Source organism: Aeromonas sobria, from assembly GCF_000820145.1.
Taxonomy (GTDB): Bacteria; Pseudomonadota; Gammaproteobacteria; order Enterobacterales; family Aeromonadaceae; genus Aeromonas; species Aeromonas sobria.
Window position 1 is genome coordinate 1 of the sequence record NZ_CDBW01000022.1, and the last position, 15,683, is coordinate 15,683.

The 15,683-nt window shown below is 59.7% G+C and carries 14 protein-coding genes and 1 pseudogene; 9 read left to right on the forward strand and 6 right to left on the reverse strand.

The genetic code is table 11. From position 1 onward, the window contains the following. Window positions 1-157: 157 nt before the first annotated feature. Genes hemG through pepQ form a run of 4 tightly spaced genes read right to left on the reverse strand, consistent with a single transcriptional unit; the run spans window position 158 to window position 4,123 of the window. Window positions 158-682 (reverse strand): menaquinone-dependent protoporphyrinogen IX dehydrogenase, encoded by a 525-nt coding sequence (gene hemG, locus BN1135_RS11025; protein ID WP_042021052.1) that lies wholly within the window; start codon window positions 680-682, stop codon window positions 158-160. A 7-nt stretch (window positions 683-689) separates the two neighbouring features. Beyond that, the gene (locus BN1135_RS11030) at window positions 690-2,147 is read right to left on the reverse strand and encodes a TrkH family potassium uptake protein (RefSeq protein WP_042021053.1); all 1,458 of its coding nucleotides are present in this window, start codon (window positions 2,145-2,147) and stop codon (window positions 690-692) included. A gap of 36 nt (window positions 2,148-2,183) precedes the next feature. Then, window positions 2,184-2,801 (reverse strand): YigZ family protein, encoded by a 618-nt coding sequence (locus BN1135_RS11035; protein ID WP_042021054.1) that lies wholly within the window; start codon window positions 2,799-2,801, stop codon window positions 2,184-2,186. Then, window positions 2,801-4,123: a Xaa-Pro dipeptidase gene (pepQ, locus tag BN1135_RS11040; protein ID WP_042021055.1), complete on the reverse strand. Its 1,323-nt coding sequence runs from the start codon at window positions 4,121-4,123 to the stop codon at window positions 2,801-2,803. Before pepQ ends, BN1135_RS11035 begins: the two co-directional genes overlap by 1 nt. A gap of 190 nt (window positions 4,124-4,313) precedes the next feature. On the opposite strand from pepQ, the gene BN1135_RS11045 reads away from it, so the two are divergent. The 6 genes from BN1135_RS11045 to BN1135_RS11070 all read left to right on the forward strand — a co-directional run bounded on the left by BN1135_RS11045 (window position 4,314) and on the right by BN1135_RS11070 (window position 13,473). Beyond that, window positions 4,314-6,251, forward strand: coding sequence for an acetoacetate--CoA ligase (locus BN1135_RS11045; RefSeq protein WP_042021056.1), 1,938 nt, complete (start codon window positions 4,314-4,316; stop codon window positions 6,249-6,251). 204 nt (window positions 6,252-6,455) lie between these two features. After that, on the forward strand, window positions 6,456-8,603 hold the full coding sequence (gene fadB, locus BN1135_RS11050) for a fatty acid oxidation complex subunit alpha FadB (RefSeq protein ID WP_042021057.1): 2,148 nt from the start codon (window positions 6,456-6,458) through the stop codon (window positions 8,601-8,603). Window positions 8,604-8,624: 21 nt separating this feature from the next. Continuing rightward, window positions 8,625-9,788 carry an acetyl-CoA C-acyltransferase FadA gene (gene fadA, locus BN1135_RS11055; RefSeq protein ID WP_042021058.1) on the forward strand — a complete coding sequence of 388 codons (1,164 nt, stop codon included), beginning with the start codon at window positions 8,625-8,627 and terminating at the stop codon, window positions 9,786-9,788. Window positions 9,789-10,066: 278 nt separating this feature from the next. After that, entirely contained in the window at window positions 10,067-10,789 is a 723-nt protein-coding gene (locus tag BN1135_RS11060) for a response regulator (RefSeq protein WP_042021059.1), read from the forward strand. Next, on the forward strand, window positions 10,786-12,228 hold the full coding sequence (locus BN1135_RS11065) for an ATP-binding protein (RefSeq protein WP_042021062.1): 1,443 nt from the start codon (window positions 10,786-10,788) through the stop codon (window positions 12,226-12,228). Before BN1135_RS11060 ends, BN1135_RS11065 begins: the two co-directional genes overlap by 4 nt. A gap of 6 nt (window positions 12,229-12,234) precedes the next feature. After that, entirely contained in the window at window positions 12,235-13,473 is a 1,239-nt protein-coding gene (locus BN1135_RS11070) for an ABC transporter substrate-binding protein (RefSeq protein ID WP_042021063.1), read from the forward strand. Window positions 13,474-13,548: 75 nt separating this feature from the next. Here the strand turns inward: BN1135_RS11070 and BN1135_RS11075 are convergent, their stop codons facing one another. Next, the gene (locus BN1135_RS11075) at window positions 13,549-13,740 is read right to left on the reverse strand and encodes a hypothetical protein (protein ID WP_005339471.1); all 192 of its coding nucleotides are present in this window, start codon (window positions 13,738-13,740) and stop codon (window positions 13,549-13,551) included. Between the two features lie 169 nt (window positions 13,741-13,909). Here BN1135_RS11075 and tusA point away from each other — a divergent pair, with 169 nt between their 5' ends. The 3 genes and pseudogenes from tusA to BN1135_RS11090 form a co-directional block, all read left to right on the forward strand. Beyond that, the gene (gene tusA, locus BN1135_RS11080) at window positions 13,910-14,155 is read left to right on the forward strand and encodes a sulfurtransferase TusA (RefSeq protein WP_042021065.1); all 246 of its coding nucleotides are present in this window, start codon (window positions 13,910-13,912) and stop codon (window positions 14,153-14,155) included. 21 nt (window positions 14,156-14,176) lie between these two features. Then, the gene (locus BN1135_RS11085; RefSeq protein WP_042021067.1) at window positions 14,177-14,524 is read left to right on the forward strand and encodes a RidA family protein; all 348 of its coding nucleotides are present in this window, start codon (window positions 14,177-14,179) and stop codon (window positions 14,522-14,524) included. Between the two features lie 28 nt (window positions 14,525-14,552). Further along, window positions 14,553-14,642, forward strand: a pseudogene (locus BN1135_RS11090) (endoribonuclease L-PSP); the annotation flags it as partial. Window positions 14,643-14,783: 141 nt separating this feature from the next. Here the strand turns inward: BN1135_RS11090 and BN1135_RS11095 are convergent. Further along, a complete protein-coding gene (locus BN1135_RS11095) occupies window positions 14,784-15,440 on the reverse strand; it encodes an OmpA family lipoprotein (protein ID WP_042021071.1) in 657 nt (218 codons plus the stop codon). Window positions 15,441-15,683 lie beyond the last annotated feature (243 nt).

Sequence of the window (15,683 nt, forward strand, 5' to 3'; positions counted from 1 at the left end):
GGGGCGCATTATAGGGAGCCACGCCGGGATGACAAGAGGAAAACTGCAAAAAATGGCACTTTTTGCAGTTTTCCGGTTCAACCGTTGCTTTATTAAACAAAAGCCCCGCTTCGGCGAGGCTCTTTCGGGCAATAAACCCTGAATTCACATCAGGTTGCTACCTTTTTGACCAGAATTCGCGAGCGAAGCTGCGCACCTTTTCCCAGTCGGTAAACTCGAGGTCCTTGCTGGTATCGGTACTGCCCCCGGTGATCTTCATGATCAGCTGGATGATGCGAGTCTGCCACCAGTTATAGCGGGAGTACTGCAGTGCGCCGGCAAACACCCCCAGGGTTTTCGGCTTCCAGGGAGAGAGGCGCAGGAACTTCTTCATATAGGCATTGGTTTGCGGCGTCTGCTTCTCTGGCTTGCGGGCGGTCAGGTTGACACAGAAGAAGGCCGCATTGGCCACCTCCAGCTGCTCCTGATGGGCATGAATAAAGCTGAACAGGCTGGGGTGGAAGTTGCCATAACGAATTGAGGCGCCGATCAAGACCTTGGCATACTTGCTTAAGTTGCACATCGGCAAGGTGTGCAGGTCGTGCATCACCACTTCGCATCCTGGCATCTGCTCCAGCATGACATCTACTATTTTGCGGGTTTGACCCTCCCGAGAGGAATAAAGCACCAGAATCTTGTCCATAACGACCTCAACTACGCCAGAAAGCAGGGGTAAACAGTACCAGAAGCGTGAAAATTTCCAATCGACCAAACAACATGGCCACCACCAGCACCCACTGTGCCGCTGGCGAGATATTGCCGAAGTTGGCTGATACCTCTCCCAACCCCGGCCCCACGTTGGTGAAGGCCGCAGCCACGGCAGTGAATGCGGTCACTTCGTTCAGCCCCGTCATCAGCAACAGCAGCATGAATATAAAGAAGAGAATGATATAGGTGGCGAAATAGCCCCACACCGCCTCGACGATGCGCTCGGGCACCGCCCGATTTCCCAGCTTCAGGGTATAGATAGCTCTGGGGTGAACCAGCCGCTTCAGCTCGCGCATCCCCTGCATGAACAGGATCATGAAACGCATCACCTTGATGCCGCCGCCGGTACTGCCCGCGCAACAACCGATAAAGGCAGAGAACATCAGCAGCATGGGCAGGAACGAGGGCCATTCTGCATAGGTGGTGGTGCTGTAGCCGGTGGTGGTGCCCAGAGAGACCGCCTGGAATAGACCGTGATTGAGGGCCTCTTGCCAGGTGTCATAGTGCCCATGGGTCAGCAAGGCGATAAAGCAGATCATCACCAGGGTCGCCTGGATGGCCAGGAACACCTTGAGTTCCGCATCATAGAGGTAGCGCCCGAGTCGAACCGGGCGGTGGGAGAAAACGGTAAAGTGGAGTGCAAAGTTCACGCTGGCCAGCAGCAGGAACACCACAGTAATCAGGTTGATGACCGGACTGTTAAAGAAACCGATGCTGGCATCGTGGGTGGAGAAGCCACCGACCGACAGGGTCGAGAACGAATGGCACACCGCATCGAACAGCGTCATCCCGGCGAGCCAATAGGCCAGCGCACAGAGCGCGGTCAGCAGCAGATAGATGAACCAGAGCGCCTTGGCCGTTTCGGCGATACGCGGCGTCACCTTGGTATCCTTCACCGGCCCCGGGATCTCGGCACGGTAGAGCTGCATGCCACCAATGCCCAGCAGTGGCAGAATGGCCACCGCCAGTACGATGATCCCCATCCCCCCCAGCCACTGCAGCAGCTGGCGGTAAAACAGAAACGCCTTGGGCAGATTATCGAGCCCGGTCAGTACCGTCGCCCCCGTGGTAGTCAGGCCGGAAAAAGATTCGAAGAAGGCTTCCGAGACCGACATGTCCGGCACGTCGCTCATGATGAAAGGCACCGCCCCCACACTGCCCAGCACGGTCCAGAACAGCACCACAATGAGGAAGCCCTCTTTCGAGCGCATCTCCTTCTTGTGATAGCGGTTGGGAAACCAGAGCACCACGCCGAGAAGCAGGGCGATCAGAAAAGAGCTGACGAACTCGGCACCACCCCCATCCCGATAGCCGAAGGCCACCAGCGCAGGCAACAGCATGGTCGAGCTGAACAGCGCAACCAGCAGGCCAACAATGCGAATGATGCTCAGAATGTGCATTACAGCTCCCTTTTCCCTATTAAAGAGCGATGGATTCTAGCCATCTAAGGGACTGAGGGATACCCGTCCATGAGTCCGGTCGGTCAATTCACGGTCAACCTGAGCCCAAACCGAGGATTCCCATGCTACCTGCAAGGTGACCTGCTGACCGTAATCGGCCGCCAGCAATTCGCCATTGTGGCTGCTGATCAGCGACTCGACCGTCCCCATGTCACCGTAATCGCAGTGAATGAGAGAGGGAGTGCGCGGCACCTTGAGCAGGGTTGGCAGCTGCTTGAGGGCGGCACCGACACCGCCCCCATAGGCTTTAACCAGTCCACCGGTGCCAAGCTGGATACCGCCGTAGTAACGCACCACCACGGCGCAGATTTCACCGAATCCAGACCCCATCAACTGGGCCAGGATCGGCTTGCCCGCTGTGCCCGAAGGTTCGCCATCATCGCTGAAGCCATAGACCTGGCTATCTTGCGGCGCGCCCGCCACAAAGCCCCAGCAGTGATGGCGAGCGGTCGGATGTTGACGCTTGATCTCGTTGACCCACCCCTTGGCCGCCTCGACGGTCGGGGTGTGGGCAATCAGGGTAATGAAGCGGCTCTTCTTTATCTCTTCGGTCAGTTCCAGCGGGGCAGCCGGAATAGAGTACGCTACCGCCATCAGAGCCCTGCTTGTCTGGTCATGTTCTCCACCCCGTTGGCGTGCAGCACTATGTTGTCCTCGATGCGGATGCCGCCAAACGGCCGCAGTGCCTCCACCTTGTTCCAGTTAACCCGTTTGCCCTGTTCGCCCTGACGCAGCGGCTCCAGCAAACTGTCGATAAAGTAGAGCCCCGGCTCGATGGTGAACACCTGATCCACCTCCATCACCCGGGTGCAGCGCAGATAGGGGAACAGCTCGGGGGCCGCCAGGTGGGTGCCGCGCTCATCCTGCATGAAACCACCCGCATCGTGCACCTGCAGACCGATGAAGTGGCCGAGGCCGTGAGGGAAGAAGACGTTGGTCACCCCGGTATTGATCATCTCGTCTACCGACATGTCCACCAGCTCGGTGGCCTGCAGCAGGCGTGCCAGCTTGTGATGCATCTGCAGATGCAGCTCGCTGTAGCGGCGACCCGGTTTGATCTCCTTGATGATCTCCTGCTGCTGCTCGTCGAGGGCCGCAATCAGGTCGGCAAACTCGCCGCGCCGCCACGCCCAGGTACGGGTGATGTCGGAGGCATAACCGTGAAAATCGACGCCAGCATCGATCAGGAAGGAGTGGCGCTCCGCATCCGGCACCCGCAAGGCGGAGAGATGGGTGTAGTGCAGAATGGCCGCGTTGCGGTTGATGGCGACAATATTGCCGTAGGGCGCCTCATTGGCCCCCTGCCCGACCGCCTTCATATAGGCCAGATTGATTTCGAACTCGCTCGCCCCCGCCATAAAGGAGTCCTTGGCGGCAATATGGCCGCGCACGCCGATGCGGGTCGCCTCGCGCAGACACTCCAGCTCGTAGGGAGTCTTGTAGGCGCGGTGATAGTGCAGGTAGTTGAGCACAGCTTCCGGATTGGGCTGGGTCAGCCCCAGCAGCTCGGCCACTTCCAGATGACCGCCCAGATAGGCCCACTCCTGCTTGTTGGCAGGCAGATGATCGGCCACCTGCTCCGGTCGGGTCAGGAAACGAATATCGAAGAACTCGACCCAGAAGGCATTGGGCAGATCCGCCACCTTGTGCCAGAAATCCACCGGACGATAGAACAGCAGTACCGGTTTGTTCACCCCGTCCACCAGCAGCCAGCAGTGGGGATTGTCCAGCACCGGCAACCAGGCCTTGAAGTGCGGGTTTACCTTGAACGGGTAATCCTGATCATCGAGGAAGATGCGGTGGGTCTGGCCGGAGTGGATGGCCAGTCCGCTGAGCCCCTGTTGTTGCAGAATATCGCGGGTACGCTGCTGCAAGGTATCGAGGTGCTGGGCAAAAAGTTGGCTGTAGCTGCTCATGGCGTCCTGCTCCGAGGTGAATGTGATAGCAGCATAACACCAAGCTCGGGGCTGCTCGACCCGTCAAGCTGCCGCTTCGTGAGGTAACGCATGCGTTACAAAGTGTTTGTTATCAACAGAAAACCAATCATTAACAAATCAAAAACAATTCAATACACTGCCGCTAGATACATGACGTCAGGGATTACTCATGGACAACCTCTGCCTGTGGCAACCGGATCCGCTCAGGATGCAGCAATCCAACCTCTATCGCTTTATGGCGGAGGTGAACCGTTTCCACGGCTTGCAGTTGCAGAACTATCCGCAGCTTTACCAATGGTCGGTGGAGAAAACCACCCGTTTCTGGCCGCTGGTATGGCAGCACTGCGGCGTCAAAGGCGAGCTCGGCAACATAGTGGCGGAGAACCGTCAGGATATGCAGCGCACCCGCTGGTTCCCCGACAGCCGCCTCAACTTCGCCGAAAACCTGCTGCGCCGTCAGGACGAGAGCCCGGCCATCATCTCCCGCATCGAAGGGAGCCCAAGCCGCACTCTGAGCTGGCGTGAATTGAGTGATCAGGTGGCCCGGCTGGCTCAGTGGCTGCGCCATCAGGGCATAGGTCGCGGCGACGTGGTTGCCGCCTACCTGCCCAATATTCCGGAAACCGTGGTTGCCATGCTGGCAACCAGCAGCCTCGGGGCGATCTGGACCTCCACCAGCCCCGACTTCGGTGAAGCCAGCGTGGTGGAGCGCTTTGGCCAGACCCGGCCGCGAGTGCTGTTCGCGGTGGATGGCTATCGCTACAACGGCAAGGGGATCGACATTCAGCAGAAGGTCGCCAGCGTGGTGAGCCAGTTAGGCAGCATAGAGCAGACGGTGATGATCCCCCTGCTCGGCAACCCGCTGCAGCTTGGCCACGACTGGCAGCAACTGCTGGCAAGCCAGCACGGTGCCCAGCTCGCCTTCGAACCGATGGCCTTCAACGATCCGCTCTATATCCTCTACTCCTCCGGCACCACCGGCAAACCCAAGTGCATCGTCCACGGCATCGGCGGCACCCTGCTGCAACACCTGAAAGAGCACCAGCTGCACTGCGACATCAAACCGGGGGAACGGATCTTCTACTTCACCACCTGCGGCTGGATGATGTGGAACTGGCTGGTGAGCGCCCTCGCCTCCGGCGCCACCCTGGTGCTCTACGATGGCTCCCCCTTCTACCCGGACGGCAACGTGCTGTGGGATCTGGCCCGCGACGAAGAGGTCGTCCTGTTCGGCACCTCGGCCAAGTATCTCGATGCGCTGCACAAGCAGGGTTATGCCCCCATCAACAGCCACGACTTGCCACAGTTGCGGCTGATCTGCAGCACCGGATCTGTGCTGTCGCCGGAGGGGTTCGACTACGTCTATCAGCAGATCAAACAGAATGTGCAACTCAGCTCCATCTCGGGCGGCACCGATATCTGCTCCTGCTTCGTCATCGGCAACCCGCTCAGCCCGGTCTATCGCGGCGAGAGTCAGGGGCGCGGACTCGGTCTCGCGGTACAGGTATTCAACGAGGCTGGCCAGCCAGTGCAGGGGGAGAAGGGCGAGCTGGTCTGCACCAAGCCGTTCCCGGCCCAGCCGGTGGGCTTCTGGGGGGATAAGAGCGGCGACAAGTACCACACGGCCTACTTCGAGCGCTTCGACAATATCTGGTGCCACGGCGACTGGATCGAGCTGACCCCGACCGGCGGCATTCTGTTCTACGGCCGCTCCGACGCAACCCTCAACCCGGGGGGCGTGCGCATCGGCACCAGCGAGATCTACCGCTATGTCGAGCAACTGGACGAGGTGGAAGAGAGCATCGTCATCGGCCAGCAGTGGCAGCAGGACGAGCGGGTGGTGCTGTTCGTCAAGCTCAAGGCGGGTTGCAAGCTCGACGAACCGCTGCGCGAGCGCATTCGCCAGCAGATAAAACAGCACTGCACCGCCCGCCACGTGCCCGCCCGCATCCTGCAGGTGGATGCCATCCCCCGCACCAAGTCCGGCAAGATCGTCGAACTGGCGGTGCGGGAGGTGGTGCACAACAGACCCGTCAACAACACCCACGCCCTCGCAGATCCCGAGGTGCTGAACCAGTATCGCAACCGGCCGGAACTGGCCAGTTGATAACAAACTCACATCCATCGGAGGCGCCGCAAGGCGCCTCTCTTTTGCCCGTTTTGTGATGAGGAGCTTTTACTCGAGAACTGTTAAACAAATGTTTTAAATAGGTGTTGAAAATGTCTCCTTTTGGATCAATAGTGAGCCTCGCCCCCTGCTGGGGATAAAGGAGCAACACCCCCCACTGAGTGGGAACAAGGAGACACTCTCATGATCTACCAAGGCGAAACCCTGTCGGTCAGCTACCTCGAAAACGGCATTGCCGAGCTGAGGTTTGATGCCCCGGGTTCAGTCAACAAGCTGGATCGCGCTACCCTGCTCTCCCTGAGCGAAGCGATCGCCGCATTACAACAAGAACGTGAACTAAAAGGTCTGATCCTCACCTCTGGCAAAGACGCCTTTATCGTCGGCGCCGATATTACCGAATTCCTGGAACTGTTCGATCTGCCGCAAGAAGATCTGCTCGGCTGGCTGAAAAAGGCCAACGACATCTTCAACGCCATCGAAGATCTGCCGGTACCGACCCTCTCGGCCATCAAGGGCCACGCCCTGGGCGGCGGCTGCGAGACCATTCTCTCCACCGACTTCCGGCTGGCCGACACCAGCGCCAAGATTGGCCTGCCCGAGACCAAACTCGGCATCATGCCGGGCTTTGGCGGCACCGTCCGTCTGCCACGGGTGATCGGTGCCGACAACGCGCTGGAGTGGATCACCACCGGCAAGGATTACCGTGCCGATGACGCCCTCAAGGTGGGTGCCATCGATGCCGTGGTCGCCCCGGACGCACTGCAGAGCGCTGCGCTGCAGATGATGAAAGACGCCATCGCGGGCAAACTGGACTGGCAGAGCCGTCGCGCCGCCAAAAAAGCGCCGCTGCGCCTCTCCAAACTGGAAGCCATGATGAGCTTCACCACCGCCGCCGGCATGGTTGCCGCCGTGGCGGGCAAACACTATCCGGCGCCGATGACCGCGGTGAAAACCGTCGAGGCCGCCGCTGGCATGGGCCGTGACGAGGCGCTGGCCGTTGAGGCACAGGGCTTTATCAAGCTGGCCAAGACCGATGTCGCCAAAGCACTGGTCGGTATTTTCCTGAACGATCAGCACATCAAGGCGCTGGCCAAGAAGGCTGCCAAGCAGGCTGCTAAGGCCACTAGCCACGCCGCCGTACTGGGTGCCGGCATCATGGGGGGCGGCATCGCCTACCAGTCTGCCAGCAAGGGCATTCCGGCGGTGATGAAGGATATCAACGAGAAGGCACTGGCACTTGGCATGGGCGAAGCCACCAAGCTGCTCAACGGCCAACTCGAAAAGGGCCGCATCGACGGCATCAAGATGGGCCAGGTGCTCTCAGCCATCACCCCGACCCTCAGCTATGACAACGTCAAGCATGTGGATCTGGTGGTCGAAGCCGTGGTCGAGAATCCCAAGGTGAAGGCCGCCGTACTGGGCGAAGTGGAAGGGATCATTGGCGAAGACGCCGTGCTCGCCAGCAACACCTCCACCATCCCCATCTCCCTGCTGGCCAAGGGGCTGAAGCGCCCGCAGAACTTCTGCGGCATGCACTTCTTCAACCCGGTACACCGTATGCCACTGGTGGAGATCATCCGCGGCGAGCAGACTTCCGATGAAACCATCAACCGCGTGGTGGCCTATGCCGCCGCCATGGGCAAGTCCCCGGTGGTGGTCAACGACTGCCCCGGCTTCTTCGTCAACCGCGTGCTGTTCCCCTACTTCTTCGGCTTCAACAAGCTGGTCGCCGATGGCGCCGACTTCGCGGCAGTCGACAAGGTGATGGAGAAGGAGTTCGGCTGGCCGATGGGCCCCGCCTACCTGCTGGACGTGGTCGGCATCGACACCGGTCACCATGCCGGTGATGTGATGGCGCAGGGTTTCCCGGCACGCATGAGCAAGGAAGGTCGCACCGCCATCGACGTGATGTATGAGGTGAGCCGCTTCGGTCAGAAGAATGGCAAGGGTTTCTACTCTTACGAGCAGGACAAGAAGGGCAAGCCGAAGAAGGTAGCCGACGCCGCTGCTTACGAGCTGCTGGCCCCCATTGCCAAGCCGAAGCAGGACTTTGACAAGGAAGCCATCATAGCTCGCATGATGATCCCGATGATCAACGAAGTGGTGCTCTGTCTGGAAGAGGGCATTGTCGCCACCCCAGCCGAAGCCGACATCGCACTGGTCTACGGTCTGGGCTTCCCTCCCTTCCGCGGCGGCGTATTCCGCTATCTGGACACCATTGGTCTGGATCGTTACGTGGCCATGGCCGACCAGTATGCCGATTTGGGCCCGCTCTACCGCGTCAGCGACAAGCTGCGTGAGATGGCCGCCCAGGGCAAAACCTTCTACTGATTGCGGAAAGGAGATCCATTCATGAAAGACGTAGTCATTGTCGACTGTATCCGGACCCCGATGGGCCGGTCCAAGGGCGGCGCCTTCCGCAACGTGCGTGCAGAAGATCTGTCCGCGCACCTGATGAAATCCATCCTGCTGCGCAACCCCAACCTCGACCCGAACGAGATCGAGGATATCTACTGGGGCTGCGTGCAGCAGACTCTGGAGCAGGGCTTCAACATCGCCCGTAATGCCTCACTGCTGGCTGGTATTCCGAAGCAAGTGGGGGCGGTCACCGTCAACCGTCTGTGCGGATCAAGCATGCAGGCGCTGCATGACGCTTCCCGCGCCATTCAGGTGGGTGATGGGGACATCTTCATCATCGGCGGCGTCGAGCACATGGGCCACGTGCCGATGAGCCACGGCGTCGACTTCCACCCCGGCATGGCCAAGTCGGTGGCGAAAGCCTCCGGCATGATGGGGCTGACCGCCGAAATGCTCGGCAAGCTGCACGGCATCAGCCGCCAGCAGCAGGACGAATTTGCCGCCCGCTCCCATCGCCGTTCCTATGCTGCCACTGTGGAAGGGCGTTTCGCCAAGGAGATCGTCGGATTGGAAGGCCATGACGCCAGCGGCGCCCGCTTCTTCTACGACTACGACGAAGTGATCCGCCCGGAGACCACGGTCGAAACCCTGAGCCAGCTACGCCCGGTGTTTGACCCGGTCAACGGCACCGTCACTGCCGGCACCTCCTCAGCCCTGTCTGACGGCGCCGCCGCCATGCTGGTGATGAGTGCGGATCGCGCCAAGGCCCTTGGCCTCACGCCCCGCGCCAAGGTGCGTGCCATGGCCATCGCCGGTTGTGATGCCGCCATCATGGGCTACGGCCCGGTACCGGCCACCCAGAAAGCGCTCAAGCGTGCCGGTCTGACCGTTGGCGATATCGACCTGTTCGAGCTGAACGAGGCGTTTGCCGCCCAGTCGCTGCCCTGCGTCAAGGATTTGGGTCTGCAGGATCTGGTGGACGAGAAGGTAAACCTGAACGGCGGCGCCATTGCGCTGGGCCACCCGCTCGGCTGCTCCGGTGCGCGTATCTCCACCACCCTCATCAATCTGATGGAGGAGAAGGACGCCACCCTGGGGGTTGCCACCATGTGTATCGGTCTGGGTCAGGGCATCGCCACCGTGTTTGAACGGGTGTGATGACCAGCCGGATCGACGGGATGCATGACTGAGTGTTGTCCCTTTTCGGGGCCAGTCTGACTGGCCCCTTTTCAAGTCTGTGACGAGAGCCACACGGGGTGATCGTCAGTTGTCAGCTGTTATCTGTTGGCCGTCCCGTTTGGGTCGGCCTTTTTTCGTTTTAAAGTTATCAATAGCCTGTTATTGCCTTAAACCTCACATTAGATGGGGGGCTTGCTTGCTTTTTACTCCCCCGACAGGTTCAATCTGCACAAAAAAATGGGTGGATGCACATACATATGTCAATGAGCAAACAACTGCTGATCGTCGATGACGACCAAGAGATCCGCGAGCTGCTCAACGAGTACCTGACCCGGGCGGGCTTTCAGGTATTGACGGCCGCCGGTGGCAACGAGATGCGCCAGCAACTCGCCCAGCACAGCCCGGACCTGATTATTCTGGACATCATGATGCCCGGCGAGGACGGTTTTACCCTCTGCCAGCAGATCCGGCGTGACTCCCAAGTGCCCATTATCATGCTGACCGCCGCCTCCGACGAAGCGGATCGGGTGATCGGCCTCGAACTGGGCGCCGACGACTATATTGCCAAGCCGTTCAGCCCCCGTGAACTGCAGGCCCGCATCAAGGCACTGCTGCGCCGCGCCGAATTCCGCCAGCCGGAAAAAGAGAAGGAGCCGAGCCGCCGCCTGCGTTTTGCCGAGTGGACCCTCGACACCCTGAGCCACCAGCTGACCCATGACGATGGCAGCCTGCTGGATCTCTCCGGCAGCGATGCCATGCTGCTCGGCATGTTCCTGCAGCAGCCTGGGCTGGTGCTGGATCGGGATACCATCTCCGATGCCACCCGCGGCCGCGAGAGCCTGCCGATGGAGCGCGGCATCGACGTGCAGATCAGCCGTCTGCGCCAGAAGCTGGGTGATAACGGCAAGAGCCCACGCATCATCAAAACCATTCGCGGCAGCGGTTACATGCTGATTGCCGAGGTGCACGAGCTGCCATGAGCCACAAGTGGTCCTGGGGGGCGCTGGTGCCCCGCTCCCTGCTGTCACGGATGATCCTGCTGCTGTTGCTGGCCATCCTGCTCTCCCAGACCATTCTGACCGGCATCTGGATGCAGCAGATCCAGAAGCGGGAGCTGGAGGGGATGATCAGCACCACCCGCAACCTGGCGCTCTCCGCCGCCTCCACCGTCAACTTCTTCAAATCCCTGCCACTGCAGTATCGCCATATCGCGCTGGACCAGCTGCGCAACATGGGCGGCAGCCGCTTCTTCGTCTCGCTCAACGAGGAAGAGATCCACATCAACGCCATCCCCGACAGCGAGCGCAAGACGCTGGTGCTGCAGGAGGTGCAGGGGGTGCTGACCCGCAAGCTCTCCGATGCCATGGCGATCAAGGTGGACTTCTCCCGACCTGATGACCTTCACGTCTTCAACAATGACACCCTGCTGGCGGATCTCCCCTCCTCCTGGGCTCGCTACACCCTGTCGCTGGAACCGCTCAATCCGCCGGTGCTGGTGACCCAGATCGAGATTGAAAAGGGAGAGTGGCTCTATCTGGCGGCCCTGCTGCCCGCCCCCTACATGACGCTGGATGACACCGTGATGCCGAGCAATCAGGTGCGCTTTATCGCCCTGATGACGGTGTTCCTCTGCTTCTTCACCTTTATGCTGGTGCGCTGGCAGACCCGCCCGCTGCGCCGTCTCGCCAAGGCGGCGGTGAATCTGGGCAAAGATATCGACCAGCCTTCGCTCAAAGAGGAGGGGGCGTCGGAGATCGTGGCGGCCACCCGCGCCTTCAACATCATGCAGCACCGCATTCGCCGTTATATCGATGATAGAGAGCGGCTGTTCAGCTCCATCTCACATGACCTCAAGACCCCTATCACCCGGCTGCGGCTGCGGGTCGAACTGCTCGACGACGAGGTGCAGATCGGCAAGTTCAACAAGGATCTCGACGAGCTGGAGCTGATGGTGAAAGGGGCGCTACAGACGGTAAAAGAGACCGACATCCACGAGAACATCGAGGAGATCGACATCAACGCACTGCTGGAGCAGATGGCGGAGTCGATGAACCTCCATGACGAGCGGCTGACTATCGAGGGGCACTGCAAGTGGCCCTATCGCGGCAAGCTGCTGGCCCTCAAGCGCTGCATCGGCAATCTGGTGGATAACGGCATCAAATATGGTCAGCGGGTACGCATCATCATCATGGATGACGCGGAAATGTTGATCCTGTTCATCATGGACGAAGGTCCCGGCCTGCCGGAAGATCAGTTCGAACGCATCTTCGAACCCTACTACCGACTCAGCACCGATCAGGCGGGAACCGGCCTTGGCCTTGGCATCGCCCGCAATATTTCCCACGCCCATGGCGGCGATCTGGTGCTGGAAAATCGTCCGCAAGGCGGCCTGCAAGCCACCCTCTCTCTCCCAAGGTAGTTGCCCATGAAGTGGTTCCCGATCTCCCTGCTTGCCCTGCTCTGTGGCTCTGCCTCCGCCTCCCAGGTGGAGGTGCTGCACTGGTGGACCTCCGGTGGTGAAGCGAAAGCGGTGGAAGAGCTCAAATCCGAATGGGCTGCCCAAGGTAATCAGTGGAATGATTTCGCAGTGCAAGGGGGCGGCGGCAAGAGCGCCATGACGGTACTGAAAAGCCGGGCACTGGCAGCCAACCCGCCGGAGGCTGCGCACCTCAAGGGTTACGAGCTCAAGGAGTGGGCCGGTCTCGGTTTCTTGCGCGATTTGAGCCCGATGGCTGAGCACCTTGGCTGGTATGCCAAAATGCCCCCCATGGTGCGGGCGACCCTCAGCCAGCATGACGCCCTGATGGCGGTGCCGACCGGTATCCATCGGGTCAACTGGCTGTGGCTCAATCGCAAGGTGTTCGAGCAACAAAAGCTGACGCCACCCGATGACTGGGCCCAGTTCATCACGGTCGCCGAGCAGCTCAAACAGCGGGGCATCACCCCGCTCGCCATCGGCAACGAACCCTGGCAGCTGGCGGTGCTGTTTGAAACGGTGGCGCTCGGTGAGGGCGGTAAAGAGTTCTACCGTAAAGCGTTCCTCGAACAGGACAGCGCCACCCTGACCGGCCCCGACATGGTGCGGGTACTGACCCGCTTCCACCAGCTACGCGCCTATGTTCCGCAAAAATACGCGGGTCTTAAGTGGCATCAGGCCACCAACTTGCTGGAGAGCGGTGGTGCCGCCATGCAGTTGATGGGGGACTGGGTGAAGGGGGAGCTGAGCGCGGGCAACTACCGGCCGGGCGAGGATATCGCCTGCCTGCCGAGCCCGGGTAGCGCCGGGCTGTTCAGCTACAACCTCGACTCCATCGCCATGTTCAAACAGCGTGATCCGGCCCAGCTGCAGGCCCAGGGCGACTTGGCCCAGCTGCTGATGACGCCGAAATTCCAGCAGGAGTTCAATCGGGTGAAGGGGTCAATTCCGGCGCTGACCAACCCTGATATGAGCAAATTCGACCGCTGCGCCATCCACTCCTATCAGGATTTCCTGCAAGCGGAAAAGCAGGACAACCTGCTACCCAGCATGGCAGAGGGGATGGCCACCCCGACCAATATGCGTCAGGCCATCTTTGACGTGCTCGGTAACTTCTTCAATGACACCAAAGGCGACCCGCAACAGACGGCGCTGCAACTGGAACGGGCCATGCGTTCGACCCGCTGATCCGGACAAATTGCCAAACGGCAGAAATGACAAAGGCGGAATTTATCCGCCTTTGTTGTTGAATCGTCATCCGATTCAGGATTGATCGTTTTCGTCCTCATCCTCGTCATAGTAATCGCTGAGCTCGATCCAGAGCCCCAATCCGACCATCACCATGGAGCCGAACCAGGTACCGGTATTCCCGATCGGGCTGCCCATCACTATCATGGCGAAAGACAAGAAACCCATGCCTGCGTAGGCCTGTAATCTGCCGTAGGAAACCTGCATATTCACCTCCTTGTTGAATATGGTGCAATTTTTATATTACTCGTCCGGCGCACACTGGATAGGGCTAAATAACATTTTGGTTACATATGCTGGTTAGCAGGGCGTTTATTTGATTATTTTTTAGCCCTGAGTATCATTGGCAGCCGAATAGGTTGAAGGTTGATAATAGATGAGTGATTTATTCTGCAGCGCAACCCATAAGTTGGACGCAATCGGGCTTCGTTGCCCGGAACCCGTAATGATGGTTCGCAAGAAAGTGCGGCTGATGGCGGATGGCGAGACCCTGCTGGTCAGCGCCGACGACCCTTCAACCACCCGCGACATCCCCAGTTTCTGCCGCTTTATGGATCACACCCTGATCGCCAGCGAGACAGAGCAGGCCCCTTACCGCTATCTGATCCGCAAGGGTCAATAAGCCCCAGTACCGGAGCAATCCATGACAACCATTACCCGAATCGGCACCACCCAGCGTTGGTCAGATGTGGTCATCCACAATGGCACCCTCTATGTGGTAGAAGTCCCTGTCAGTGAAGAGGCGGATATCCACCAGCAGACCCGCGAAGTGCTGACCAGCCTGCAGCGCCTGCTGGAAGCCAACGGCTCCGGCGTCAACAAGATCCTGATGGCCAACATCTATCTCAAGGACATTGGCGATATCGCCGCCTTCAACGAGCAGTGGGACAGCTGGATCCCGGCTGGCACTGCACCGGTTCGCGCCTGCGTACAGGCTCGCCTCGCCCACGAAGGCTACAAGGTGGAAGTGCAGCTGACTGCGGCTGTCTAAACGAAGCAGGATGCCTGGCTCCCCTGACGCCAACACCGCACCGGTGCGCGCCTGCGTACAAGCCCGCCTCGCCCATAAAGGCTACAAGGTAGAGGTGCAGCTGACTGCGGCGGTCTAAGAGGCGGTTCTCCCCTCATCCCCAGCCCTTCTCCCGCAAGGGGAGGGAGCAAACAACCAGGCAGCCATTGCTCGCCACGGCATAAACGAAAAGGCCCCACCATCACTGGCGGGGCCTTTTCGTTACCACAAACCGGACGACTTAGGCGGTCGGGGTCAGGGTAATGGTGACGCGGCGGTTCTGCGCCTTGCCGTCAGCGGTGCTGTTAGAAGCAATCGGCTGATCCGGGCCGACGCCACGGGTAGAGATACGGCTGCCTGATACGCCCTGGCCAATCAGCTGGGCGGCAACGGCATCGGCACGATCGCGAGATAGCTTCATGTTCAGATCGCGGGAACCTGAGCTGTCGGTGTGACCAACCACGTTCAGGCGGGTCTTGTCGAACTCGGCAACCACCATGGCTACGCCGGAGAGGGTATTGGCACCGGCCGCTTTCAACTGGGAGCTGGAGCTGTCGAAGGTCACGCTGTTCGGCATATTGAGGATCAGTTCGTCACCATTACGGGTGACACTGACGCCGGTGCCCTGCAACTTCTCGCGCAGCTTGGCTTCCTGCACATCCATGTAATAACCGATACCACCACCCAATGCAGCACCTGCGGCCACGCCGGTCCAGATACCCTTCTTGCGATCGCCCTTGCTGGAAGACATGGCACCCACTGCAGCACCGGTCGCGGCACCCGCCAGTGAGCCCCACACAGCCTTGGAGGTTTGCTGCTCACCGGTATACGGGTTGGTAGTGCAACCACTCAGCGCCACAGCCAATGCAACCGCCGGAACAATCATCTTGAAATGCATGTAAGAACCTCTGAAAAAACGACTCAAAACGGGAAGGCGCGCATTCTACCCCAGAGGCGCGCCAAGGTGTGACGTCAGGGGATGAATTGCACCTTCTTCTGGTGGATGACCGCCATTATGTCAAACCGCACTGGATATGAGCTGAACACCAGACAATCCCATATAACCCGACTCCCTGTCACAAACGGCAGCGAGCTGGCTGACGCCATTGACTACTATTGAAAGCACTATCAATAGGTCTCT